This is a genomic window from Sphingobacterium sp. HMA12, assembly GCF_002933815.1.
Classification (GTDB): Bacteria; Bacteroidota; Bacteroidia; order Sphingobacteriales; family Sphingobacteriaceae; genus Sphingobacterium.
Window position 1 is genome coordinate 1,388,923 of the sequence record NZ_BEYR01000001.1, and the last position, 26,567, is coordinate 1,415,489.

Here is a 26,567-nt window from a genome sequence, read left to right on the forward strand (position 1 = left end):
ATTTATATATATTCTGAATCTATTTCTGTGCTTAGCTACAAGGTATTTTCTTCTTACCTGCACCTACACCTTTAATAATTGTACGTCCGTCCACAAGTTGAGTCACTTTAACTGTATTGTCTTGTGTGCTGCCCCAAGGGAAAGTATTGAAGGAATTACCATTGACCAATACAAGCTCATACAGCGGACCGCCATTTGTTTTACTACCAAACATGGTCACTTTGCCAGTTCTGCTGATCACAAGTTTGATTAATGGATTAGCAGCTGTTCCCTGCATATTATAGACTTGGTCAATTCTTTTACCTGTTTCCACATTTGTACCTGCATATTTACTTCCGTCGAGGAATTGGATATTTTGTGCTGAGGATGCGCCAACTTCAAATTGGATTTCATTTTTTGCCAGTTTCACACCATTAATTTCCATATTGAAGGCATTGTCCAATTCAGTGATGTCAAATACAAACCCGTAGTCGGCGGCAGGTGCCGTAAAGCTTTTTGATATTGTGGTACCGCTTGGATGAAATACACCGTCAATCCGAATTCCTGTTTTACCATTTACGGTTACTGCTGGATAGCTCCAGTTTAATCCGTTGCTGGTCACATCTTGTGTACAGGTTTTGAAATTAAGTTTCAGATCGTATTTCTGTCCCGGATTGATCTTTACATTCGGAATTGTCACGTTCGATTTGGTTTCACCATCAATAGTCAACGTGCCCAATTTAAGTGTTCCCGCGCTTGTTGCTGGATGGATCAATAGGGAAGGAGTGCTCACGACAGTCCGTAGGCCTATTCCCAAAGCAGGAAATTGTGCCGATACGCCAGCGTCGTTTAATCCATTATACGTAAGTGCCTCATCCGAAAGCTTAAGGTTAGCAGATGAATGACTAGGTTTAAATACCGCATTTTCAAGTTTGGTAATTGCACCAGTCATATTGGCATCCATTGACAATGTTGTTGTGATCTGGCTAAAACGGTGTTTTAAAACAACATTCAAGTTGTTCACACCACTGTTTAATTTGAGCTTGCTCGCAAAATACATTAAATCGCCACTAATATTGTTAAGACTTGCGGATGACAATGTGCTCTGACTATTAATGGTTGGCACTGCGCTCGTGCTATTGGTTGAATAGGCAATAAAGGTATATGTTTTCCCGGCATCAAGAACAATACCGTCGGTAGCGGATTCACCACCGTAGCTATACGTTTTTTCAGTCACATAATTCCCTTGGTCGTCATAAACAACAACTTTGTATTTCACACCGTTATCCAAAGGCTTTTCAGTTACCTGAGGCGTTGTGGCTTTGACAGCCGATGAAGCAACCAATCCCTTTTTGACTGCCGCAGCGGAACTGTTTGTCAATACCACATCAATGGAGGTGCCGTTGCCAAAAGGAACACTCATTTCCTGTACATCAGCAGCATAGCTTGCAGCAGAGGCTTTTGTTGAGCCCTGTTTTTGTCCCACAGCGCTACTGTCGTCTTCACCATAGGCTGCTACACCCTGTAAATTGATTTTGACCATCGTTTCTCCGGCCAGACTTGTGTTTTCACCACTCTTTTTACAAGAGTAAATGCTTGATGCAATCAGCATAATGCATCCCAACATTATGACGTTTTTAAGATTGCGGTAACGATTCTTTTTCATGTAAGTAGACATTTTGATTTTACTTGGTTTCTCAGTGATTTTGATTGATTTATTTTATGTTATTACTAATTTTTATTTACAGAGTTAACATTTATTCGTTTTGTCATTATGTTTTGTTGATCAGTGTTAAAATTTATTTGTGCAATTATATATATAGCATTTTGTTTAATCATCATGATTTTCGACAAGTAGTTTTTCTTGTAGTGAAAATTCTACAAATATGCAACAGTGTTTAAACACTGTTTTTAAGCATCTTAACGCCTTTTACCTCTAGTTTTATTAATAGTTTTATTGGGCTATTATTTTCGTATAAATTAAACATATGGCTGTAATAGACAGATTCAGCTTTTTTAAGGAATAGAGAGGTTCAGCCCAGCAAGGCATATCATTTTCAAACGGCATCTATTTAACAGGAGGCCGACGCTTTAATATTAGGATGGAGCAGGATTTGTCGGAGGCGGTACGATTATTTTTTTTCGGAATAAGCTCTTTCTGGCAAGACCATTGCTATGGTCTAATAGGTTTATAGGCCGCAACGAAATGTGCCATAATTATAAAAGAATAAATTTTTAAAATATTTTTCTAAATTTGTATAACAAATGAGGTTAACTGTTATCATACTGATCACCTATATTTTGGGGCTTTCCTTTGTCCCATGCAGTGATGCGGACTTTCGCACCGAGGGGACAGCTATGGGAACACAATTGAACGAACCGCATAACCATAGCGAAGATACCACGGATGCTTGTTCAATTTTTTGCTATTGCAACTGCTGTAGCGGAAATATTACGGTATTTGAGTATCAGTTACCAAAAATCGCAGGTATTCCGATTTCAATTTATTTTGACAATCGCATGCCGCTTCTTGACATACCCATTCTATCGAACTACTTCGGAACTATCTGGCAGCCGCCTAAGGTAGATGCTTAATTTTAATTTTTAATTGCCTTAGGCAAACATTATTGGAAAATTTTTCTTTTCTAATCAGTGCTGCCCGTAGGAATTAATTGTAGTATACTGCTACATGGAAATAGGATATTCTATATCTATTATTTAAGCATTAAACAAGTATATTGTGTTAGATAGTATAATTAAATTTAGCATCAAGAATAAGATCATTGTCGCATTAATGACCTTGTTACTTATTATATGGGGCGGCTGGAGTGCAACAAAGCTGCCCATTGACGCCGTTCCCGACATCACCAATAATCAAGTACAAATTTTCACTTCCTGTCCTACCTTGGCAGGTCAGGAAGTCGAACAACTGGTTACCTTCCCGATTGAACAAAGTATCGCTACGGTACCAAAGATCGAGGAAATCAGAAGTATATCACGTTTTGGACTTTCTGTAATTACTGTCGTTTTCGAGGAAGACGTAGACATCTACTTTGCGCGGCAACTGATCAGCGAACGTCTAAAAGAAGCCGTAGACCAAATTCCCCAAGGTATTGGCAGGCCAGAGCTGGCCCCCGTTAGTACGGGCTTAGGTGAGGTGTACCAATATATTATTCACCCCAAGAAGGGCAGTGAAGGCAAGTATAATGCAAAGGATCTGCGGACAATGCAGGACTGGATCGTGGCTCGTCAGCTCTATGGTACCCCGGGTATCGCTGAGGTCAATAGTTTTGGAGGTGAATTGAAACAATATGAAGTAGCTGTTGACCCTAACCGTCTTAAAGCGATGAATATCACCATACCGGAGATTTTCACCGCGCTGGAGAAAAATAATCAAAATACCGGTGGTGCTTATATCGACAAAAAACCCAACGCCTATTTCATTCGCGGCATCGGACTGGCAACATCCCTGGAAGATGTAAAAAATATCGCAGTTAAAAAATCGGGCGCTGTTCCAATTTATGTTAAAGATGTGGCGGATGTACGTTTTGGACATGCTGTCAGATACGGCGCCCTAACCTATAACGGCGAAGTGGATGCAGTAGGGGGTGTAGTGATGATGCTAAAGGGTGAAAATAGCAATGAAGTCGTCAAACGTGTAAAGGAGAAACTACCTACTATCCAAAAATCCCTACCAAATGATGTGGTCATTGAGCCGTATCTGGATCGTACAGATCTGGTCAATCGGGCAATAGGCACCGTCGAAAAGAACCTCATAGAGGGCGCATTAATCGTCATCTTTGTATTGGTTTTATTTTTAGGTAATCTCCGTGCAGGGCTCATCGTCGCCTCGGCCATTCCTTTATCGCTGCTCTTTGCATTAGGACTGATGAATGTGTTTGGCGTAAGCGCCAATTTAATGAGCTTGGGTGCCATAGACTTTGGACTTATTGTCGATGGTGCTGTCATTATTGTTGAAGCGACGCTCCATCACCTGGGACTACGCAAGTCTACCGAAAAGCTTACACAGTCCGAAATGGACCACGAGGTGTTTGAATCAGCCTCAAAAATACGGACCAGTGCCGCTTTTGGCGAAATTATCATCCTGATCGTTTATATCCCAATATTGACATTAGTGGGTGTGGAGGGAAAGATGTTCCGTCCAATGGCACAGACAGTAGGTTTCGCGATATTTGGAGCACTGATTCTTTCGCTGACCTACATTCCAATGATGTGTGCCCTGTTTCTACCTAAAAAGCATCATGATAAGAAGACTTTCAGTGATCGCTTGATCGAAAAACTCCAACGTATTTATGCACCGTTGTTGCAGAAGGCAATCCGCTTTAAATATATCATTGTCAGTTTGACGATAGCCTTCTTTGCGTTATCGGTTTTCTTCTTTAAAAACATGGGCGGAGAGTTTATCCCACAACTACAGGAAGGGGATTATGCATTTCACTGTATATTGCCCCAAGGGAGTTCGCTTTCACAAAGTATAGAAACGTCGATGCAAGCCTCCCGGATCATTAAGGAGTTTGAAGAGGTAAAAATGGTTGTGGGCAAAACGGGAGCGGCAGAGGTGCCGACAGACCCAATGCCTCCAGAAGCCACAGATCTGATGGTGGTCCTCAAACCACAGAAAGAATGGAAATCCGGGCGGAGCTATAGCGAACTTGGAGCAGCTATCCTTGAGAAACTGGAGGTAATACCGGGGGTTTTCTTTGAAAAGAACCAGCCTATACAGATGCGTTTCAATGAACTGATGACCGGAATCCGCCAGGATGTGGCCGTGAAAATCTTCGGCGAAAACATTGACTCACTGGCTTCTTACGCCAATATTGTCGCCGCACAGATTCAATCTGTTAAAGGAGCTACTTCTCCTCAGGTGGAGCGGGTATCAGGCCTTCCACAGATCAATATTGTCTACGACCGTACACGTATTGCCAATTATGGACTGACGATTCAGGACGTAAATGATGTGGTAAGTACAGCTTTTGCCGGTAAAAGTACAGGACAGATCTATGAAAACGAACGTCGTTTTGATCTTGTCGTCCGTCTGGATACAACACATCGCAATAGTATAGATGATGTACGCAATCTGATGATTCCAACAGATACCGGTATCCAGATCCCACTCACACAGGTAGCAGCAATTGACTACAAGCTTGGTCCAGCACAGATCAGCAGAGAGGCCGGTAAACGACGGATCGTCATCGGCTTTAACGTCGCCGGAAGAGATGTTGAAAGTGTGGTCAAAGATATCCAGCAACAGCTATCAACGAAGGTGAAACTACCGGCAGGCTATTACTTCACCTATGGAGGTCAGTTTGAGAACTTACAGAAAGCGAGTGCACGCCTAATGATTGCAGTACCGGTTTCGTTATTACTGATTTTTATGTTGCTATATTTCACATTTCATTCGTTTAAGCAAGCAACCCTGATCTTTACCGCCATTCCGATGAGTGCAATTGGCGGCGTCTTTGCGCTGATGCTGCGTGGCATGCCTTTCAGTATCAGTGCCGGAATTGGTTTTATCGCTCTTTTTGGCGTTGCCGTACTGAATGGCATTGTTCTGATTGGTACCTTCAATCAATTGAAGAAAGATGGCATGAATGACATTTTTCAGCGCGTCAAAGAAGGGACACTCACCCGGCTACGTCCTGTACTGATGACGGCCACCGTAGCATCATTAGGCTTTCTACCGATGGCAATCAGCACAAGTGCCGGTGCGGAGGTGCAAAAACCATTGGCTACAGTCGTTATCGGCGGATTGGTGACAGCAACTTTCTTAACCTTATTTGTACTGCCGCTATTGTATATCATTTTTAATTCAAAGAGAAATATGAAAAAAGGGAATGCGGGCAAAGCCATTGCAACAGTATTGGTTTTCCTATTTTCTGCATCTGGATTTAAGACTTTTTCACAGGAACGGATCGGGATCGATCAGGCGATCGGTACTGCACTAAAAAACAACCGCCAATTTCAGGTCAATGAAGCTGAAATAACTGGAGCGACCTATACGGTCAAAACTGCCAATGAAATCCCAAAAACAGGCGTCTTTGTGGAAAACGAAGATTATCGGCCCAGCGATAAAACAGGGATCATGAAAATCGGGATCACGCAAAGTATCGCATGGCCCGGACTCTATTCTGCCCGCAAGGAATATTTTAAACAACAGCTAAAATATGCTAGCCTGAACACAGATGTGCTCAATGCGAATATCAAGAAAGATGTACGTACAGCATATTACCAGCTTTGGTACCTCCAGGACAGACAAAAGCTCTATGTGAACTTGGATAGCATTTATTCAGCGATGTTCAAGGCGACCGAGCTTCGCTTTAAAACCGGCGATGTTGCTGCCTTGGATAAAATAGCTGCAGAAGCGAAATTAAAAGAATTGCAGGCGCAGCTAGTGCAGAACAAAAAGGATATGCTGGTTCAACAACAACAATTGATGATGCTCCTGAATCGCAACGACTGGTTATTGCCTGTGGAGCAACCATTGGAGAAGATCAAAATGGAAGCGGACCTACAAAATTCGGAAACCGCCCCGTCGCATCCTGTTTTAGCGCTGCAACAACAGAATGTCAATATTGCATCCTCCAATATTGCGGTTCAGAAAAATACAAATAAACCAGAATTTTCAGGCAGATTCTTCTCACAACGTCTTTGGGGGGCAAAAGATCCTTTTACCGGCTTCTCCGTATCGGCGTCATTCCCTGTATTTGGGCTTGGTGCTTACAAGAGTAAGATAAAAGCCGCAAATGCTGAAATGGAGGCACAGCAAAGACAATTGGAATACGATACACAAGTGTTTCAGACCAATAAGGTAAACTCCCTGGCCGGCATCGAGAAAAACAGTGCATTATTACAATTTTATGAATCTTCTGGTCTTCAGCAAGCAGACGCCATCATTAAGGCGGCAAGCCTGGGTTATAGAACCGGTGAAATAAGCTTCGCGGAGATGAGCCAATTCTTAAGTCAGGCTATTGGTATCAGACAAAACTATTTAGATGTGCTCAATCAATACAATCAATCGGCAATCCAATACAATTACTTTAATAATAAATAAGTCAACAATGAAAGTTATCATAAAAATATTCTTTGTACTAGCGATTTCATCAGTTTTATATAGCTGCGGATCAGGTTCAAAAGGCGCTGGCGAGGTCCAGGGAAAGGAGGAAGGAAAAGGAGCTGCCGGAGAAAATCATGAGGAGGGGCCAGTGACGGTCGCTGCGCTAAGTGAGCAACAAATCAAAGCTGTAGGCATTGTCTTCGGAAGCATTGAGGAAAAAGAATTAACAGCAACCATCAAAGCCAATGGTGTACTTAGTGTGCCCAATAATAATAAAGCCAATGCAACAACCTTATACGGTGGGGTCATCAAAACCTTAAATGTGCAGTTGGGCGACAATGTACGCAAAGGCCAGGTGATAGCAACCATCACAAATCCGCAATTTATTCAGCTTCAAGAGGAGTATGTTGCTTTGGCAAGCAAAATCACACTCGCGGAACAAGAAATGGCGAGACAGCAGGAACTCAACGAAGGCAACGCCGGGGCGAGAAAAAACTTACAATCGGCAACAGCAGAGTTTAATAGTCTTCGCGCCAGAAAAGCATCCCTGCAACAGCAGATTCAGTTAATGGGTATCAATCCGAACACGGTCAATCTTTCCAACCTGCGCTCATCACTTGTGGTTACAAGCCCAATTAATGGTACTGTAAGCAATGTTTTCGCAAAAATAGGCAGTTATGTAGATGTCTCATCTCCGGTTATTGAGATTGTGGACAACAGCCTGTTACATCTCGATCTACAAGTATTTGAAAAGGATCTTCCGATGATCAAAATCGGACAAATCATTAATTTTCAGCTGACAAATAATCCGGATAAAACCTATACTGCTAAAGTCTTTACGATCGGATCTTCTTTTGAGAACGACAGCAAAACAATTGCCGTGCATAGTACTGTAATCGGCAGTAAGATTGGTCTGATAGACGGAATGAACATTACCGGTATGATCGGAATAAATAATGTGACGACTCCGGCTGTTCCAAATGATGCGATCGTAGAGGCTGACGGTAAGTTCTATATTTTCGTAGAGACAAGCAAGCAGCCCGAAGAGCATGAAGAAGGGCACGATGATCATGGTCATGCACATGATGAAGGCGAGGCAAAACATGAACATAAAAATGAACAGGAAGCTGCTAAGCACGCCACAGAACAAGGCAAAAATATAAATTTTGAAAAAATTGAAGTTCAAAAAGGTGTCTCGGCAATGGGCTATACAGCGATTATGCCTGTACAGGAAATCCCTGCACAGACCAGAATCGTTGTGAAAAGCGCATTTTTTATCAATGCGAAGATGAGCAATACCGGTGGACATGAGCATTAACTATTCGCGTTTTTTTAACAGGTAAAATCATGGTAAGTTATGGAACACAAACATATTTATGATGCACAAGGTAAACAGCTTTGTTGTACACAAACCGAAAAAATTTATAATCAGGCAGGCGCGCAACGTTTAATACAGGAAGCGCCTGCACAGGGGCATACTCATAGTCATGACGACGACGACGGACATGATCACGCTGCGGTAGAAGGCAGTAAATTGCAGTTCTTTCTACCTGCAATTATTTCATTTGTACTGCTGATTGCAGCTATTGCAATGGACAACTGGTTGCCTCAAGCCTGGTTCAAGGGCTGGATCCGGGTGTGTTGGTATGTAGTCGCATATATTCCTGTTGGATTTCCCGTAATTAAAGATGCGCTGAAAAGCATCAGCAAAGGGGAAATATTCTCCGAATTCTTACTGATGAGCATTGCTACGCTGGGAGCATTTGCGATCAAAGAATTTCCGGAAGGGGTTGCCGTCATGCTTTTCTACGCAGTAGGCGAGGTGTTTCAGACACTGGCTGTAAGTCGTGCCAAGAGCAATATTAAGGCGCTCCTGGACCAGCGTCCGGACGAGGTGACTATTGTAGAAGCAAACGGTAGTCGGGTCATCAAAGCCGAAACAGCGGCAATTGGTGATATTATTCAGCTGAAACCCGGAGAGAAACTTGGATTGGACGGTGAACTGATCTCAGATACAGCTTCGTTTAATACGGCGGCATTAACGGGTGAAAGTAAGCCGGATACAAAAACCAAAGGGGAAGTTGTGCTGGCCGGAATGATCAATATGAACACCGTAAGCTTGGTGAAAGTGACAACTGCTTACAAAGACAGTAAATTGAGTAAAATCCTAGAGCTTGTGCAGAATGCAACCTCGCAGAAGGCGCCTACGGAACTCTTTATCCGGAAATTTGCGAAGATCTATACGCCGATTGTGGTACTTTTGGCGATAGCGATCTGTCTGCTGCCTTACTTTTTTGTCGGACAATACGTATTTAGCGATTGGCTTTATCGAGCGCTTGTATTTCTCGTGATTTCCTGTCCATGTGCCTTGGTCATCTCGATTCCATTGGGTTATTTTGGTGGCATAGGTGCTGCGAGTAGAAACGGTATCCTGTTCAAGGGAAGTAACTTTCTGGATGCGATGGCAGCGATACAGAATGTTGTCATGGATAAAACCGGTACGATGACCGAAGGGGTTTTCAAAGTGCAGGAAGTTCGTTTAGAAGCAGATTTTGATGAAGCGACAATCCTCAGATTGGTCAATAAAATCGAAAGTCATAGCAGTCATCCAGTAGCAACAGCAATCAGGGAATATGTGGGTGAGGTCGATGAATCTGTAAATTTGACTGATGTCGAAGAAATACCGGGACATGGACTGAAGGGTAGTGTGGACGGCAAGGTATTTTTGGTTGGAAACTTTAAGCTTTTGGACAAGTTTAATATCAGCTATACCATCGATCCCAATACAATCGTTTATACCACAATAGCCATTGCATTGGATAGTCGCTTCGTTGGATTTATCACCATTGCAGATAGTATCAAAGAAGATTCTGCACAGACCATACAACTTTTGCATAAGTTAGGAGTGAAAGCGACTATACTAAGTGGTGATAAGGGGACGGTCGTCGCTTATGTAGCGAAGGAATTGGGTATTGATAAAGCCTATGGAGATCTTCTTCCGGAAGATAAAGTAAATAAAGTCAAGGAGATAAAATCTATTGGTGAAAGTGTGGCTTTCGTTGGTGATGGCGTCAATGATGCCCCCGTAGTGGCTTTGAGTGACGTTGGTATAGCCATGGGGGGACTGGGCAGTGATGCAACCATCGAAACCGCCGATGTAGTCATACAAGATGACAAACCATCTAAGATACCAATGGCAATTAATATTGGTAAACAGGCCAAAAAAGTGGTTTACCAAAATATAGGATTGGCATTTGTAGTCAAAGGAGTGGTTTTGATCCTTGGCGCCGGAGGATTAGCTACGATGTGGGAGGCTGTATTTGCCGATGTCGGTGTTTCTCTTATCGCGATACTGAACGCTATACGAATTCAGAAGATGAAGTTCTAAATCAATTTTTAGTTAGGATGTGCTTACCCTTCAAGTTGAAATATTGGAAGGGTAGGCATAATAAGTTTGGAATAAAGGCTGTAAGGTCATTTTAATAAACTTTTTATACACTAATTTCTTGTAAAAAAGCGCATGGTCGGCTGTGATTCGGGTATCTTACTGGATTTGGTCGAACCTGGGTGCAGCTTTCGTCTTACCAGCTTCGGACTGTGTCCACTATGAATCCGACGTGAGTCCGTGGTGAGTCCGTGGTGAGTCCGTGGTGAGTCCAAGTTAAACACGGTCTGATGGCAATATGACTATGTGTTCATTATGATCTTATATCGACTGAGGGTTGAAGAAGGCCATATCTTACCCCGAATCGAAGCCAAACATATGCCGAATGAATGGTAAAACACGGACATCGTTCCGAAAGTCTAAAAGAATAGCATGTTAATCATTTAAAATGTATTATATATAAATGTAATTATATAGCTATTAAATATAATAAAATGGAAAAATTGGATTTATCGATATATAAGTGTAGATTTTATATATTTTTTAAGGGGTTGCTGAATTGAAAAGAGCTAATATTTATTTTGCCACGAGTTTTTCATAGAGTGGCCAGAGCTCCGCTAGGTCATCATCTGATTGCGCTTCTGGATAGTGTTCATCATGAAGATTACGGATTTCAACACCCTGTCCCTGATCATTTACCACAACCGCGGCCCGAAGTTCGTCAGTTCCATCATAATAAATGCCCACACCGACAAGCTCGTCATTGAGAATAATTTCACTGACAATATACTTTCTTGCAGCCTTACCTTTGTGGGTACTATGACCACTAGAGATCGTGTTTCCTTTGTTATAATTTCTTTCCATAAGCATAGAACACTGAAAACATCAATTTGTTGTATTTTTTAGCTATTTTCTGCCTTCATGCGATCAAAAATAATTCAAAATAGTTCGGAATATTCCATAGAAAAGGGGCTCTTACCTTATATTTGTAATACAATGGAAAAGAAAACATATCTTATTTTTGGCATTAGTAAGGGATTGGGAAGGGCAATCACACTACATCTTCCAGATCCGTCTGATGTTGTATTTGGAGTGTCCAGAAGTAAACCCGATTATTTGGAGGACAACGCTAATGTGTGTTGGGTGCCGGCTGATCTATCCAACCCTGTGGAGGCTGTTAACGCAATCAAAGACAGGATAAAAAATACGAAAATTGACTATTTTATCTATAATGTCGGTATTTGGGAGAATAACGCTTTTAGTGATGAGTATGATTTTGCGTCTTCTCCCATAACGGAGATTAGTGGCCTGATCAATACCAATATCACTTCATGTATTTTAAATATTCAATCAGCATTGGAAAATTTGAAGCAGGCCGAAAATGCCAAAATTATTTTGATCGGTTCTACATGGGGACTTGATAACCATAATGGAAGGGAAGTTACCTTTTCAGCGACAAAATTTGCACTGCGGGGTGTGGTTCATTCATTGAGAGAACAACTTCGATCCGATCGGATTGCAGTATCTATATTGAACCTTGGTTATCTGGCAACAGCGCCTGATGATGAGAATAGTCCGGAAACCACTACTCAAGAAACAAATAGCGATCTTATTCCATTATCGGATGCCATTCAGGCGTTAAGATTTATTATCTCGACATCAAAAGCAAGTTGTGTGAAAGAGATTCATATGCCGGCAATGAATGACAAGAATGTGTAATAATACCGCCGCAGGAGATGTAGACCTCTACTGTTCTAATGGCCAGTTACAAACTTTAATCCAAGAATTGAACCGATCAGTGTGGCTATAAAAAACAGACGCCAAAAGCTTACGGGATCTTTAAACACCAGAATGCCAATAATGACTGTTCCCACAGCGCCAATACCCGTCCAGATCGCATAGGCTGTTCCCAAAGGAAGTCCTTGCACGGATTTGATCAATAAAATCATACTGATGGCTAAGCATAACGCGAAGACTCCATACCAGGCGTACACAGCATTTCCTGTCGTTTCCTTCACTTTTCCCAAACTGTAGGTGTAGCCAACCTCAAACAATCCGGCGATGATCAAAATTATCCAGTTCATATCTTGTTCTTTTAGACAAAGATCTGAATCACGGACGTGCAAACATTTTACAAATGTTAAAAAATTATTGTTGATCTCGTATGAAAATTCCAATTTTGGGTGGTAAAGCTTAAAAAAACAGATAATCTGTGCTTTGTTTAAATCCGATTTTCGGTAATGCGGCGCCCCCAAATCGGTCGCAATTAATATTATTTAATGGCTGATTTGTTGTATTTATTGCGATAGGCTAAGGGGGAAAGGCCGGTTACTTTGCGAAAAATCTCCCTAAAAGCTTTAGAATCGGAATAACCGACTTCATACATGACCTCATTTACTGTTTTTCCGGAGATCTCTAATTCTTTTTTTGCAGACTCAATTTTTACGCGCTGTAAGTATTCAATAGGGGTATTACCCGTTGCTTTAATGAACCTTCGGTCGAAACTTCTTCTACCTACTGTAAATCGTTCTGAAAGCTTTTGGATTGAAATTTTTTCAGCGAAATTTTGTTCAATGTATTCTTGCGCTTTGATAACCATTTCATCACCATGTTTTTTTTGACCATTAAAGATTACAAAATCCGATTGCTGTTGTCGATCAATGTCAATCTGAAATATTTTTGAACAATAGATTGCCGTTTGCCTGTCATAATACTTCTCAACCAGGTAGATGAGCAGATGTAAAAAAGAATATCCACCACCATTTGTAAAAATGCCCTGTTCATCTGTTATAATGCTGTCTGTCTTCATCGTAACATGAGGAAATAGCTGCTTGAAGTTTTTTTCAGCATTCCAATGAATGGAACAGCTCTTGGCTTCCAAGAGTCCTGTGGAAGCTAAAACATAAGCTCCAGTGCACATGCTGGCGACATTAGCTCCATGTGTATACTGATCACGTATCCAATCTATAAAGGGTATGTTCTCCTTATCCAATGTGTTGAAATTTGGATTGATGGCCGGAATGACGATCAGATCGGTCCTATTAATTGCAGAAATATCCTTCTGTGGCATCACAGCCAGCAAGCCATTCAAGAAAACGGACTGTTTGGACAGCCCCACCAATTCAATTTCAAAAAGGGTCTGATCATGTTTCTCCTGGTAATATCTATTGGCTTCTGTAAAAATATGATAGGTACCCACTATACATGATAATGTATTGGGGCCAGTCTGAACCTTAGGCACCAAAATTGTTAAGTGTTTCATCTTTTTCGGTTTAATTGAACGGCCTGATTACCTATTATTCAAAGGTAAGAAAAGATGTTGTCCAAATCAACCGCTAACAATGTCTATTTAGCACCCTGTCTTGGGTTTAAAATGTCAATATATTTGACCTATAAACTTAAAATATGTAAGCATGGCAAGAATGATCGCAATTTATCGAACCCCAGCAGATAAAGCAGTATTTGACAGACATTATTTTGAAATTCATGTTCCGTTAGCAAAGACACTTCCAGGGCTCCTTAAATATGAAGTGGCGAAAGGTGATATCCTATCGACAACCGGACATGACGATGTCTATTGTATCGGAACATTACATTTTGAAACGATGGAAGTGCTGAAAGCCGCCTTTGCTTCCGAACAGGGTAGAGCATGTGCTGCGGATCGGAAAGTCATGGCCGGCAGCGAAGGTGCCGTGCAGATCTATGTATTTGACAGTGTAGAAGTCTAAACAAATGAAATTAACGGATAAAAACACAGAGTATGGAAAAACTTGATTTTACAACAGAATTAATCGTTGAAGCAAAGCCCTATGAGGTATTTGAAGCAATTAACAATGTGCGAGGTTGGTGGTCTGAAAATATTGAAGGATCCACAGACACATTGAATGAGGTGTTTGTTTATCATTATCAGGATATACATCAATGTGAGCTAAAGCTCATTGAGATACAACCCAATCTTAAGATTGTATGGCGGGTATTGGCGAATAATTTCAAATTCGTAGCAGATAAAGGGGAGTGGGTAGGGACCCATGTAATATTCGATATTATTGATCTCGGCGATAGGACACAAATAAAATTTACCCACCAAGGGCTAATTCCCGATATGGAATGTTATGAAGTCTGTCATGCAGCATGGACTTATTACATCCACGAAAGCCTGAACCAATTCATTATGCACGGACAAGGCTTAGCGACTCCAAAAAACATCCCCATTGCGACGCCTGATATTAGCGAAGAATTGCTTTCTGAACAAGCAAGTAAGAGTATATACCACAGATTGTTAATCAAGGTTTCGGTGGAGAAAGTCTACCGGGCAATTACTACACAGGAAGGCTTGGCAGGCTGGTGGACACCTGACACCAATGCTGTTGTGGCAATTGGCAGCGTATTGCGCTTTGGTTTCGGTCCGGACTACTTCAAGGAGATGGAAGTGCTGGCATTACGTCCTTATTCACTTGTTGTATGGAAATGTAGAACAGGTTTTGAAGAATGGATAGGTACAACATTGACTTTTGAATTGACACCCCATCAGAAGGGCTGCACCGTATTGTTCCATCATGACGGCTGGGCTAATTTTAGTGGCGAGTTTGCTTCCTGTAGTTATGATTGGGCATTATTCTTTCGAAGTTTAAAATTCTTCTGTGAGACAGGAAAAGGATTTCCATACCCTGATTTCGATGTATAGCAACCAGATTCATTATTAGCACACGATGTGGATTGGTTATCTTCCCGTGCATTGTTAAACATTTATGGCTAATTAAAAAAGCGTTACAACGCGTAAAATTACTTCATGAAATATGATTAGATTTGAGGGTAATCTAACAATAATGAAGCATAAACTCTCTTTTTTCCTCTTTCTTTTGAATGTTGGTCTTGTTCAGGCCCAGGTTCCTGAAAGAGATATGGATGAATTAATTCAAAGTACATTAAAAACCTTTGATGTTCCGGGAATGTCAGTGGGAGTCATAAAAGATGGTCAAATCAGCTATGCCAAAGGTTTTGGTGTGCGTTCACTAGTGACTAAGCAAACAATGGATGAAAATACCCTTGTAGGGATCGCATCCAATTCGAAAGGTTTTACCTGTGTTGCTCTCGCTATACTGTCGGACGAAGGTAAATTGGACTGGGATGATCCGGTATCGAAATACATACCAGAATTTCAGATGTACGATCCGTAAGTTTCGCAAAATATTACCATTCGGGATCTGCTTACCCATCGCTCGGGATTAGGCGAGGGACAAGGTGACCTGATGTTTTTCCCGGACGGTGGAAGCTTGACCGTGAATGATATTATTCACAATGTACGGTATCTTAAACCCGTAAACTCTTTTAGAGCAGGAATAAATTACAATAATATTCTATTTATCGTCGCCGGAGAGGTTATTCATCGAATATCAGGGCTTAGCTGGGCAGATTTTATTGAACAGCGAATTATGCAACCTGTTGGGATGACCTCCAGTTTTGGTAGTTATATTCGGGCAAAAGCTATTTCGAATAAAATAGATGCACATGCGCCAGTAGACGGGAAGGCTATTCCGGTACCGCACGATTGGAACGAAACTGCTAATGCTGCTGGTGGAATCATGAGCAACATTCATGATATGACTATCTGGGCGGAGTGCCTAATGAATAATTTTACAACTAGAGATGGAAAAAAGTTAGTGTCGGACAAAAATGCACAGCAACTCTGGAGCTTACAGATCGCAGATAAGGTGGCACCAAAAAGTCCTTACGATACAAGTTTCTTTGGTTATGGCTTAGGCTGGTTTCTAAGTGACGTAAAAGGACATAAACAGGTACAGCATACTGGTGGACTGATAGGCACAGTAACACAATTCACATTGATTCCAGATCTGAAACTCGGTATTGTTATATTGACCAACCAACAGTCAGGAGCTGCATTCAATACCATCACCAATACAGTAAAGGACTCTTATCTGGGCATTGAAAACAGGAACTGGTTAAAGACTTATGCGATCAGGATGGCTACACTGAATGCAACGTATGAAAAGCAAAAGAAAGATGCCTTTTCAAGATCAGCATCTTTTAGTAAGGAGAAAAAACATTGGCCAAAGCCTGAGCAATTTGTTGGAACATATCAGGATCAATGGTTTGGCGATGTCATAATTAAGGAAGAAAGGAATGAATTCCGTATTACATGCCAGCGCTCACCGAGATTAAAGGGTGAATTATTACCTTATTCCAATAATGTGTTTATTATTAAATGGGACGACAGGAGCTATGATGCTGATGCCTATATTATTTTTAATTATGATGAAAACGGACAGGCCCAATCGGCGTTGTTAAAACCGATTTCTGATGTAACTGATTTTAGTTTTGACTTTAGCGATCTAAACCTGAACAGGAAAGGAATGAAATAGCGATACATAAACTCAACATCGTTTCATTGAAAGAACAACCAGGCCTGAGCGGCTAATTTATACCATATTTAACCGATTGCTCGCACCTAAATTTAAGACTATTTGATCCTTCGATCTATAAGCTCGAGGCTATCCTTCGGAAAGTGGTTTTTTAACCAAAGGCGTAATTTGACCTGTTGAGTTTCAGCTAGAGGATCTTTTGAAGAATAGATAAAGGCAATGAGATTCGCAAGACTATCCTTTTTTGCATAATATTGTTGTTGTCCTATGCTATACGACTGTAGTTCTGGGAAAAGTACCAACAGATCTTGATCCAATTGTGGACTTGCCACTTGATATCTTGCAAGTTCATTATTCAGTGCCCGAATCGTTAAATCCTTATCATTAACGGCGGTGCTTCGTTTATCAATTTCACTTAAGATCGTCGTCTTCAAGTCGAAGCTATCCTGACGGATGATCAGATCAGTATGTTCTATTCCAAATGACGCCATGGATTTTTTCAAGGCGGCAATTTCCTGGTCACTAAATTTCTTCGCCAAAAAAGCTAGCTCTAAACGCTTTGGCTTCATAAATAATTTTTCGTAGACTACAGTATAGCCCTTATCACTAAATTGTTGCTGAACAAATTGTTTAACCTTGTTGGAATATTTCTTTTCTTGTAGGAGATTATATGCGAAATATATACTTGGGACAACCAAGGCAAGAGTAATCAGCGTGATGCTTTGACTTATCCTCTTTTCTCTTCTTGGATCGACATAATGTTTCTTGGGATACCTCAGGTATTTTACAATCGTAAATGTGGCGATGCAGATAAATACACAATTGATGATATATAAAAATAAAGCTCCAGCAAAATAACTCAAGTTTCCAATAGCCAGCCCGTAACCCGCAGTACAAAGCGGTGGCATCAGGGCTGTAGCAATGGCTACCCCTGGTATGGGATTCCCTTTATCCACACGAGTTAGGGCGATAACACCTACTAGTCCTCCAAAAAGCGCAATAAGTACATCATAGATATTGGGTGAGGTACGGGCGAGCAGTTCGGATTGTGCCTCTTTAAATGGACTCAGAAGAAAGTAAAAATAGGATACAATCAAACTAATCAATGTTGCGATCAACAAATTTTTGATTGACTTCTTTAGTAATTGAAAATCAAATGTTCCAAGCGCAAATCCTGCACCCACAATCGGACCCATCAAGGGAGAGATCAGCATCGCACCAATAATGACCGCTGTTGAATTTACATTGAGACCAACCGAGGCAATAACAATAGCACAGGCCAAAATCCATGCATTGGCTCCACGGAATGAAATGTTATTGATGACATTATCAAGTACAGCCTCTTTACGCTCTTCACCTGGATGTAAATCAAAAAAACGAATTATTTTATTCATATAGATCTTTTTTTACTACTCGAATATACGCAAGAGAAATCATTCTTCTTAAATGAGAGATTTTACTAACAAAATAAGTAACCTTACACACAGGAGAAACTTAGCGCACTCGTGGTAAAATGTCCCTGCAACTTAACCTTCAAGTTGTTCCTTACTCTTACGTCTAAACGCTGAATACACAATAATCACACTAATAGTCATTAAAATAAACGCCAGAAAAAAAGGAGCTCCAGAGAATTTAAAGGGGGCCTGATCGTGTGTAAAATAGTAAAACAAATTGGTCATCATCGGCGGACCTATAATGGATGTCGCACTCATTAAACTGGTTAATGCACCTTGAAGTTCTCCCTGTTCATTTGATGGAACATTTTTAGTAATTACTGACTGTAGTGCAGGACCACAAATTCCGCCCAAGCAGTAAGGGATCAGAAAGACAAACATCATCCAGCCCTGATTGGCGAATGCAAACAGCAATAGCCCTATGGCGTAAAATATCAATCCATAATAAATGCTTTTTTGTTCACCGAGCTTTGGCGTTGTCCAACGTATCAGAACGCCCTGGACCATGCCTATCAACAGGCCAATAACGCCAAGAGAGATACCGACCATTCTTTCTGTCCAGTCAAATTTATACATAGTAAAAAAGTTCCAATTGCTCTGTACAGCATGTCCCGCGATATAGATCAATATCAAAGCTACAATCAGGCCGGAAATTTCAGGGTGTTTTCCTAAGAACCGAAATGACCCGATCGGGTTTGCACGCTTCCAGTCAAATGCACGTCGTTTATCTCTATCCAAGCTTTCTGGGAGAATAAAATACCCATAAAGGAAGTTTAATAAACATAAGCCCGCAGCAGCGTAAAAAGGAACCCTTGCGCCGTAATGTCCAAGCAATCCACCGATTACTGGGCCAATAATAAATCCCAATCCAAAAGCGGCCCCAATCAATCCAAAATTTTTCGCCCGGTCTTCATCCGTAGAGATATCCGCAATATAAGCACTGGCTGTTGTGAAACTTGCCCCCGTTAGCCCTGCAATCACTCGTCCTAAAAATAGCCAGCCGATCGAAGGAGCAAGCGCGAGAAATATATAGTCTACTGCAAAACCGAATAAGGAAATTAAAATAATCGGTCTTCGTCCATATTTATCGCTCAGATTTCCCACCACCGGTGAAAATATAAATTGGGTGAACGCGTAGGCGAAACCGAGCCAACCACCATATTTTGCGGCCTCACTGATATCACTATGAATAAGTTCCTCAATAAGCTTGGGAACAACAGGAATGATAATACCCCATCCTGTGATGTCAATAAGTAAAGTAATAAATATAAAGCCTATGGCGGCCTTCTTTTTCGAGTTGTCAATCATGGACTAAAAATAAAAAAAACATGAAAAAATTCACCTGAATTTTAAATACTTAATTTTTGATAAACGATTAGATCAAATGAGAAAGTCACTTAATAAGTGATCGAACCGGATACAATTTGTTTCAGTCGCTGAAATACGAATTCTGCGAAACAACTCTTTTTTATCAGGAGACAGAACAAACTGCATGATGTCGTACGGAAAAGTTACAGGAATTGGCTATAAAACAAAGCCGATTCGCTTCATGATGTAATGATAGCGCCAATTTGATCTTTGCGGGGTCTGATATACTGACCTCTGGATGTAGATCAACCTGAACAAACCTACCACTGCCGTCCGGACTGGTTTCTAAAACTGCTTCGGCATTGTCGGTATAGGAAACTACTTCAACGTTATTTTTAGAACAAACATATAGGTAAGACATCATGTGGCAAGAGACGAGGCTGCTCAGTAGCAGATCTTCAGGATTATACAATGTCGGATCTCCCTTAAAGGCCTTTGCCGCCGAAAGCTGTAAATCCGCTTTGCCCTGGATAGAAACCCGGTGACTCTTGGGATATAACTTTGCTGCCGATGTGGGCTGTTGTTGATGAAACCATCTTAAAGTAGCCTTAAAATAATGTTTGAAAGCCATGCTCGAAAATTTTGGGTGCTATTAGTTTCTAATTGCTGAAGTTACGTTTATGTTCGAACGAAGGAAATGTAATCGGTATTGATAGGATCAAGTCCATTCTTTCTCATTTCTGTAGCGATTTGTGCTCGATGATATGTACCGTGATTAAATACATGTAACAGAATGTCTCCAAAAGAGTTCTGGAACTGCTCGTTCTTTGTATTGGTATAGTTTACGGTTTCCCTGATCTTGCCTTCATCAGCACGGACCTTTTCTGTAAACCCCGAAGAAGCTAATTGATGATATCGTTCACAGGTTAATAGAGTATGTTCATCCCATACTCCTACAGGAGGTTTTTCACCATTCAGCCGATATAGCCATATCATCTGCGCATTCATAATATGGCTTAATAGCCGTAAACAACCGGAAGGAATTCGTTCAGCGTCCTGTTTCATTTTTTCGATCAGCAATTTATTCGCCCAATCGTTGTATAACCATAATTGTATTAGCGGATTTGACATTGCGAATGACTTAGTTTAGACTATAAATATACACAAGAATATGCGACTAAATGCAGGTAGGTTAATTAATTTGTGACAAACCGGTTATCTCCAGCTGTTTATTTGCGAACAATAATCGTTCGAGAATAAACATGTAAATACATTCCAATTTTTTACACAATACGGATATACAATGTTTTAATTGCACAGAAAACAGATTGATTGTTATGTTAGATAAATACAAAACCAATTATACTAACGATATGATTAGCAGTTACGTTACGATAGTCTTCCGTAATCTAATGAGAAGGATAGGATTCCCTACGTGATGAGTGATAGATGAAATGATTATCTTTACAACTCGTTTGAACTGCATGGAAAATAAAAGAGTTTATAAGATCATAGCCTACAATATTTTATATGTGGCCGTCAATCTTTTCATGTATTATCTGTTTAACATGAAGGAAACCGGATTAAGCTTTTGTGTAATTGGCATTGTGCTGATCAATGTGTATTATTTCATGAACTGGTTTGAGTATACTAAAAAAAAGAAGTTCATCAAAAGTTATGAAATTATTCATTCGCGTGCGCTAAATAAAACCACAATAAATTATAAAATAACATTTACGATAAGCCCAAATATATTATTTACGCTTATTTTTGGTTTAGTCATTTGCTTCTCAGGGATTGGGATACTTCGTGAGCAGTCAATTGCGGGTATTTTTGTCATTTTTATTGGTTTAAAATTTACTTTGATGCCGCTCAGAGAGAAAACAACAGTCAGATTAGCTCCTAATGGGATATGGACCAGCGATTATCAGTTTATCTTTATCAATGATATTCAGGAGATTTGCTTTAAACGTTATCTTGGAAAAAATAGTTCCAAAATGAGTTTGAAGATTAAAGATCCAACATTGTATGGCATGAAAGATCCCTATTTATCTGTACCAATTGGCGGACTGAATCAAGTTACGCAAATGATCCCTATTGTAAAAACGCTATTTTCCGATACACGGATACAACTGGATATTTAGTTATTGGTCAGATTGCAATAAATTTACTATTTTAGTAATAGATTGATTAATAGACCTAAAGAGCAGCGTAATGAAAACTCCCATCCTGTGCCTATTGCTATTATTTCCAATTTTGGGCATTGCTCAAGATCAATACTCGATTACAGGCAAAGTAGAACAGCTGAAAGATGGCAGTAAACTTTTTCTGGTTTACAACAGTGACGGTGTTTCATATGTGGATTCCACAGAAACCAAAGCGGGGCATTTTGCATTTAAGGGAAGGCTCAGCTATCCTGTTTATTCCGCTCTTTACCTGAATAAAAACCCGTACGCAACGAAACTGCAGCCCCGTGAAAAATTGGATTACTTTCGCTTTTACCTGGAGGCGGCTGAGATTGCCGTAAATGCCAAAGACTCGCTCAAAAATATCGTTTTGAGCGGATCGAAGCTAAATCTGGAAAACGAGGAATTCCAACGAATGAAAAAGGGTGTTGATGAGAAGTTCGATGCGTTAAACAAAGAGTTTTCAAAACTGCCAATCGAGCAACAGAAAGATTCAGTACTATTCGCTCAATTTGTAACTCGGGAGAAACTTCTTATGGATGAAAATTACAGTCTCCACCTGAGGTTTGCGCAAGAACACCCCGATTCATACCTCAGTGTTATAGGTTTAAGTTTTGTTGCAAGTCAGGAGAAGTTTGCCACTGCAGTTGAGTCAGCATTTGATGGTCTTTCGCAACGTTTAAAAGATAGCCCTCAAGGCCGGATTATTCCACTACAGCTCGCCTCCCTGTCCAAAACCAAAATCGGGGAACTTGCTCCGGACCTCACGCTCAAAAGCCCCGATGGAAAAACGATTAAAATTTCGGATTTTTTTGGAAAATATTTGCTCATTGACTTTTGGGCAAGCTGGTGTGGACCTTGCCGTACGGAAAATCCCAATCTTGTAGAAGCATATAAAAAATTCCAGGATGCCGGGCTAGAGATCCTCGGCATCTCCTTAGATGATGCGGCAAGGAAAGAAGCCTGGATCAAGGCTATCACAGAAGACAGGCTGCTATGGCCCCAAGTTTCAGATTTGGGAGGCTGGGACAGTGTAGCAGCGAAGCTGTATGGAATCAACTCCATTCCCGCCAACTTTCTATTAGGTCCCGACGGTAAAATAATCGCCCGAAATCTAAGGGGCGAAGATCTGCAAAACAAATTGAAAACGATCTTTACTGCGCAAGCAACTCAGTAACATCCCTATTGCCGGTCAAAAAAAGCCAGCAAATTGTGTTTTTGTAACTCATGTTATTTTGTTCCAAAAATAAGTGTAAAAAATTGCTTGCAATTGCGACTGATTTTCTATCTTGCGCCTTTAATTAAAGATCACATTGCTATAGGATATTTGGACTGTAATCCAATTTAATCGGTACAGTGTGCTTTAAATTTGGAAGAGAGCAGATTATTTTGTATTGGATATAATTCGACTTATTTAATGGATGTTTTTTTTGAATTTCTAAATAACCTCACAAATCCAGACTGGATTGTTAGCCATGGAGGTTTATATCTGCTATTGTTTATTATTTTTGCTGAAACAGGTATCCTCATTGGATTTTTCCTTCCGGGCGATCCGATCCTATTCATCGCGGGAATGATTGTATCTAACATGACAATTCCGCCATCAGAACAAATACCGACATTGCTCTATTGGATTGTACTGGTGTCATTGGCCGCAATTTTGGGTAATTTTGTCGGCTATTGGTGCGGAAAGGTTTTTGGGAGAAGAATAATGAGTATGGAAGATAGCTGGTTCTTCAAGAAAAGTTATATCTACAAAGCTCAGGAGTTTTACGAAAAAAGAGGTGGTGGAGCTATTGTTCTTGCAAGGTTTCTTCCTATTGTCCGAACTTTTGCACCAATCGTTGCGGGCATCGTTGGGATGGAGTTCAAAAAATTTGTATTGTACAACGTGATTGGAGCAATTGTCTGGTCGGGAAGCCTAGTTACGCTCGGTTACCTGTTAGGTGAAAATGTTTGGGTAAAAGAAAACCTGGAACTTGTCATTATTGTTATTGTTCTGATTGCAACAGCACCGGTCATTATAAAAGCGTTTGCATCGAAAGACAAAGCAAAAATTATTCAATAAGATTTGATCGGATACCTATTTGGTGAAGGTCCGCCTGTTATATACTATAACGAACATTACAACCGAACGACTTATCTATTTGATTTCATGGCTTTTACTTTTTTAATATTAGTATCATTCAGAAAATGGAGATATTCCTTTGTTTCCATTCCATAGAGAGCAACTTTCCCTTCATGATCACAATGGATGCCAAAGCCGTACTTTTTTGGAAGGGGAGAAGCGCGTAGACAGGCTTGACCTTTTGAAAAGAATATTCTCTTAGCTTCTTCATATACGTCCTGAACAAGCGTATTGCGCTCCGCATAAATTTTAAAAAGTAATTCATCAGAAGTATATTTATAGGGAAATTGTGCAATAAGCTCATATTGCATTTCCGCTACAGTCTTTCTAGCTCTTTTTGGAGGTATATTTCCTTTAGATACTCCCGTATCTTTGGCGACTTCGATAAATGTGTCCACGTAGTTTGTCGTATGGATTTTCATATCATTAGTTGATGTGCGTTGTCAATAACTATAATGCCTAAACGTTTGAGAGATGAACCTAAAATAAATATTCTTAGTGGTCCGTCAAAATATCCAAAGAAATTATTATCTATATCCTCACTAATTTCATCTGTGTTTTAAACATTTTTTTTCATAGAAAAGAAATGTTTTGCGGTATTTTTCTTAGATTTACAGCATTATTACGGAGCACCCTACAGTATACCTATCATAAGTGGCTACAAATCAACAGACAAGTAGCCATTTTTCTTTTAACGACCTATAAAAACCTTTACATAGACTACCTCTCGGATTACTTTAAAATATAGCATAAAGTAACAATTAGTGATTTTTGACATTGATATCCTCAAATTTATAACAATAATTTACAATATTCCTTGTTTTGAGAAAATTTATTATTCAATATGTTTAAGATTCACTATTTTCTTACAAGGATGAAAAATATAATAACTATAGTTTTAACGAGGGGATAAAGGAGATAGTAACCTATACTAGATATGGTGTCAACCGCTCTAATACACATTTTAATTATTTTTTTTAATTTTGACATATAAGGGAAAATTATTTTTCTATATTTGTATATCATTGAGGCATTTTTTACTCATTCAGTTCTAATGAACTGCCCAAATGAGCTTATAAGGATGTATTTATCCTATAATGAATGTAGATATGATATGTATACTGTAGGTAGGTGTATAATATAACAGGGGTAGCTATAGGGGCTGCCCTCTGTTGTTTTTAACATTTTGTTTATTCGAAGAATTCGCCCCACCGCTTTCTATTCACAAGATTAACATTGTCTTATACCTTTATATACATCGTGAAGGAATTTTCGTAAACGAATGTCTAGCGAGGTGAAAAACTAATTTTTACTTTATATTTAGGGTGTTATTATGAATACCTAACAAAATATCTATGAAAATTAACCAACACATTGATTTTGCGACAGCGAGTTTTAAAGAATTTGAGAATATTGCTGGTTTTGATATGCTGGATACCGCGAAGTATTTCGATTCCTATATCAATTATATGAAAGAAAATGAGCATCTTAACTTTAGATTTATAACTCAAGGCTGTGGTCCTACAGCTATTGTAAGTTCTCCATTTTTAGATACACCAACTGAATGTATAAGTCTTGTATCAAACGATTATCTTAATTTTTCTCAGCATCCAAAAGTGAAAGCTGCTGCAATAGCTGGAATTGAAAAATATGGTACGGGAGCGGGGGCATCGCCGTTAATCGGAGGACATCATGAATATCATGTGGCTTTAGAACAGAAACTTTGCAAATTTTTCAATCGTCCGGAGGGATCGAGTATTGTTTTTACAACAGGGTATACTGCAAATAGCTCGACATTATTAAGCTTATTGAAACAAGAAGACTGCGCTATCGTTGACATGGAAGTACATGCAAGTGTATATGAAGGCTTACCAAATACAAATGTCAAGCGATTTCCACATAATAGCATGGTTCATCTTGAACGTGCATTAGTTGAAGCGAAAGGCAAATTTAGAACCAAATTAGTTATCATTGACGGTGTATATTCTCAGAATGGGGATTTAGCGAAGATGGATGAGATTTATGTGTTGACAAAAAAATATGGTGCATATTTAATGGTCGATGATGCTCATGGCATAGGCGTTATGGGTGATCAAGGCAGGGGTGCTATTGAAATCTACAAACTTTTGGATAAGGTGGATATTATTGCTGGCACCCTGAGTAAGGCGTTGGGCCATATTGGAGGTTTTATCATTTCAACTCCGGAGATCATTAATTACCTTCGCTACCAATCCAGACAACAGGTATTCTCATCTACTTCAACTCCAGCAAGTTTTGGTTTATTAAAAGCGATTGATCTAATTGACGAAGAGCCCTTTTGGCGTACCAGACTCATAGAAAATGTCACCTATTTTAAAGAAGGGCTACTGTCGCTCGGCGTGGATATCGGAACATCATCCTCACCCATAATTCCGATAAAAATTGGCGATCCAATTCGTACCGCTCAGGTATCGAGGATGTTGTTAAAAAATGGGGTCTATGCCAATTGTATTGTGTATCCCGGTGTAGCAAAAAAGGATGCGCGTATTCGTACAAGCCTGATGGCTACACATACAAAAGAACATCTAGATAAGGTTTTAAACGTATTGGAAGACATTGGTAAAGTTGTAAGTTTAAGAAAATCACGATAAATTAGTTATATAATTTTTTATTATTTATTATATTAATCTGAA

21 protein-coding genes and 1 pseudogene are annotated in these 26,567 nt (G+C 40.0%); 13 read left to right on the plus strand and 9 right to left on the minus strand.

Annotation, left to right across the window (positions count from 1 at the left end):
* Nucleotides 1–31: 31 nt before the first annotated feature.
* The gene (locus tag HMAT_RS05965; RefSeq protein ID WP_158655645.1) at nt 32–1,645 is read right to left on the minus strand and encodes a fimbrillin family protein; all 1,614 of its coding nucleotides are present in this window, start codon (nt 1,643–1,645) and stop codon (nt 32–34) included.
* A 599-nt stretch (nt 1,646–2,244) separates the two neighbouring features.
* Here HMAT_RS05965 and HMAT_RS05970 point away from each other — a divergent pair.
* The 4 genes from HMAT_RS05970 (at nt 2,245) to HMAT_RS05985 (ending at nt 10,442) form a co-directional block, all read left to right on the plus strand.
* A complete protein-coding gene (locus HMAT_RS05970) occupies nt 2,245–2,574 on the plus strand; it encodes a DUF6660 family protein (RefSeq protein WP_104381855.1) in 330 nt (109 codons plus the stop codon).
* 145 nt (nt 2,575–2,719) lie between these two features.
* Nucleotides 2,720–7,051 carry a CusA/CzcA family heavy metal efflux RND transporter gene (locus HMAT_RS05975; protein ID WP_104381856.1) on the plus strand — a complete coding sequence of 1,444 codons (4,332 nt, stop codon included), beginning with the start codon at nt 2,720–2,722 and terminating at the stop codon, nt 7,049–7,051.
* A gap of 7 nt (nt 7,052–7,058) precedes the next feature.
* Nucleotides 7,059–8,372 (plus strand): efflux RND transporter periplasmic adaptor subunit, encoded by a 1,314-nt coding sequence (locus HMAT_RS05980; RefSeq protein ID WP_104381857.1) that lies wholly within the window; start codon nt 7,059–7,061, stop codon nt 8,370–8,372.
* A 39-nt stretch (nt 8,373–8,411) separates the two neighbouring features.
* Nucleotides 8,412–10,442 carry a heavy metal translocating P-type ATPase gene (locus HMAT_RS05985; RefSeq protein ID WP_104381858.1) on the plus strand — a complete coding sequence of 677 codons (2,031 nt, stop codon included), beginning with the start codon at nt 8,412–8,414 and terminating at the stop codon, nt 10,440–10,442.
* Between the two features lie 573 nt (nt 10,443–11,015).
* Here the strand turns inward: HMAT_RS05985 and HMAT_RS05990 are convergent.
* On the minus strand, nt 11,016–11,303 hold the full coding sequence (locus HMAT_RS05990; protein ID WP_104381859.1) for a hypothetical protein: 288 nt from the start codon (nt 11,301–11,303) through the stop codon (nt 11,016–11,018).
* Nucleotides 11,304–11,435: 132 nt separating this feature from the next.
* Between HMAT_RS05990 and HMAT_RS05995 the strand changes: the two genes are divergently transcribed.
* Nucleotides 11,436–12,158, plus strand: coding sequence for an SDR family oxidoreductase (locus HMAT_RS05995; protein ID WP_104381860.1), 723 nt, complete (start codon nt 11,436–11,438; stop codon nt 12,156–12,158).
* Nucleotides 12,159–12,193: 35 nt separating this feature from the next.
* Here HMAT_RS05995 and HMAT_RS06000 read toward each other — a convergent pair whose 3' ends face one another.
* Both HMAT_RS06000 and HMAT_RS06005 read right to left on the minus strand, forming a co-directional pair.
* Nucleotides 12,194–12,523, minus strand: coding sequence for a multidrug efflux SMR transporter (locus HMAT_RS06000; protein ID WP_104383319.1), 330 nt, complete (start codon nt 12,521–12,523; stop codon nt 12,194–12,196).
* Nucleotides 12,524–12,711: 188 nt separating this feature from the next.
* Nucleotides 12,712–13,701 (minus strand): GlxA family transcriptional regulator, encoded by a 990-nt coding sequence (locus HMAT_RS06005; protein ID WP_104381861.1) that lies wholly within the window; start codon nt 13,699–13,701, stop codon nt 12,712–12,714.
* Nucleotides 13,702–13,852: 151 nt separating this feature from the next.
* Here HMAT_RS06005 and HMAT_RS06010 point away from each other — a divergent pair, with 151 nt between their 5' ends.
* From HMAT_RS06010 to HMAT_RS27375, 4 genes and pseudogenes are all read left to right on the plus strand, one after another.
* Nucleotides 13,853–14,167 carry an EthD family reductase gene (locus tag HMAT_RS06010; protein WP_104381862.1) on the plus strand — a complete coding sequence of 105 codons (315 nt, stop codon included), beginning with the start codon at nt 13,853–13,855 and terminating at the stop codon, nt 14,165–14,167.
* A 32-nt stretch (nt 14,168–14,199) separates the two neighbouring features.
* Nucleotides 14,200–15,123, plus strand: coding sequence for an SRPBCC family protein (locus HMAT_RS06015; protein ID WP_104381863.1), 924 nt, complete (start codon nt 14,200–14,202; stop codon nt 15,121–15,123).
* A gap of 217 nt (nt 15,124–15,340) precedes the next feature.
* Nucleotides 15,341–16,345 (plus strand): annotated as a pseudogene (locus HMAT_RS27370) (serine hydrolase domain-containing protein); the annotation flags it as partial.
* 75 nt (nt 16,346–16,420) lie between these two features.
* Complete coding sequence (locus HMAT_RS27375; RefSeq protein WP_233789283.1) at nt 16,421–16,819, plus strand: DUF3471 domain-containing protein; 399 nt, start codon at nt 16,421–16,423, stop codon at nt 16,817–16,819.
* Between the two features lie 98 nt (nt 16,820–16,917).
* Here HMAT_RS27375 and HMAT_RS06025 read toward each other — a convergent pair whose 3' ends face one another.
* The 4 genes from HMAT_RS06025 to HMAT_RS06040 form a co-directional block, all read right to left on the minus strand.
* A complete protein-coding gene (locus HMAT_RS06025) occupies nt 16,918–18,213 on the minus strand; it encodes a DUF389 domain-containing protein (RefSeq protein WP_104381864.1) in 1,296 nt (431 codons plus the stop codon).
* Nucleotides 18,214–18,345: 132 nt separating this feature from the next.
* Nucleotides 18,346–19,581, minus strand: coding sequence for a TCR/Tet family MFS transporter (locus HMAT_RS06030; RefSeq protein WP_199768560.1), 1,236 nt, complete (start codon nt 19,579–19,581; stop codon nt 18,346–18,348).
* A gap of 163 nt (nt 19,582–19,744) precedes the next feature.
* Nucleotides 19,745–20,212: an OsmC family protein gene (locus tag HMAT_RS06035; RefSeq protein ID WP_104381865.1), complete on the minus strand. Its 468-nt coding sequence runs from the start codon at nt 20,210–20,212 to the stop codon at nt 19,745–19,747.
* Between the two features lie 47 nt (nt 20,213–20,259).
* Nucleotides 20,260–20,712: a DinB family protein gene (locus HMAT_RS06040; protein WP_104381866.1), complete on the minus strand. Its 453-nt coding sequence runs from the start codon at nt 20,710–20,712 to the stop codon at nt 20,260–20,262.
* A gap of 353 nt (nt 20,713–21,065) precedes the next feature.
* Here HMAT_RS06040 and HMAT_RS06045 point away from each other — a divergent pair, with 353 nt between their 5' ends.
* The 3 genes from HMAT_RS06045 to HMAT_RS06055 all read left to right on the plus strand — a co-directional run bounded on the left by HMAT_RS06045 (nt 21,066) and on the right by HMAT_RS06055 (nt 23,835).
* Nucleotides 21,066–21,725, plus strand: a complete 660-nt coding sequence (locus tag HMAT_RS06045) for a hypothetical protein (protein ID WP_104381867.1) — start codon at nt 21,066–21,068, stop codon at nt 21,723–21,725.
* A 70-nt stretch (nt 21,726–21,795) separates the two neighbouring features.
* Nucleotides 21,796–22,944, plus strand: coding sequence for a TlpA disulfide reductase family protein (locus tag HMAT_RS06050; protein WP_104381868.1), 1,149 nt, complete (start codon nt 21,796–21,798; stop codon nt 22,942–22,944).
* 240 nt (nt 22,945–23,184) lie between these two features.
* Nucleotides 23,185–23,835: a DedA family protein gene (locus HMAT_RS06055; protein ID WP_104381869.1), complete on the plus strand. Its 651-nt coding sequence runs from the start codon at nt 23,185–23,187 to the stop codon at nt 23,833–23,835.
* A gap of 71 nt (nt 23,836–23,906) precedes the next feature.
* Here HMAT_RS06055 and HMAT_RS06060 read toward each other — a convergent pair whose 3' ends face one another.
* On the minus strand, nt 23,907–24,317 hold the full coding sequence (locus tag HMAT_RS06060; RefSeq protein WP_104381870.1) for a DUF6157 family protein: 411 nt from the start codon (nt 24,315–24,317) through the stop codon (nt 23,907–23,909).
* A gap of 933 nt (nt 24,318–25,250) precedes the next feature.
* Here HMAT_RS06060 and HMAT_RS06065 point away from each other — a divergent pair.
* Complete coding sequence (locus tag HMAT_RS06065) at nt 25,251–26,525, plus strand: aminotransferase class I/II-fold pyridoxal phosphate-dependent enzyme (RefSeq protein WP_104381871.1); 1,275 nt, start codon at nt 25,251–25,253, stop codon at nt 26,523–26,525.
* Nucleotides 26,526–26,567 lie beyond the last annotated feature (42 nt).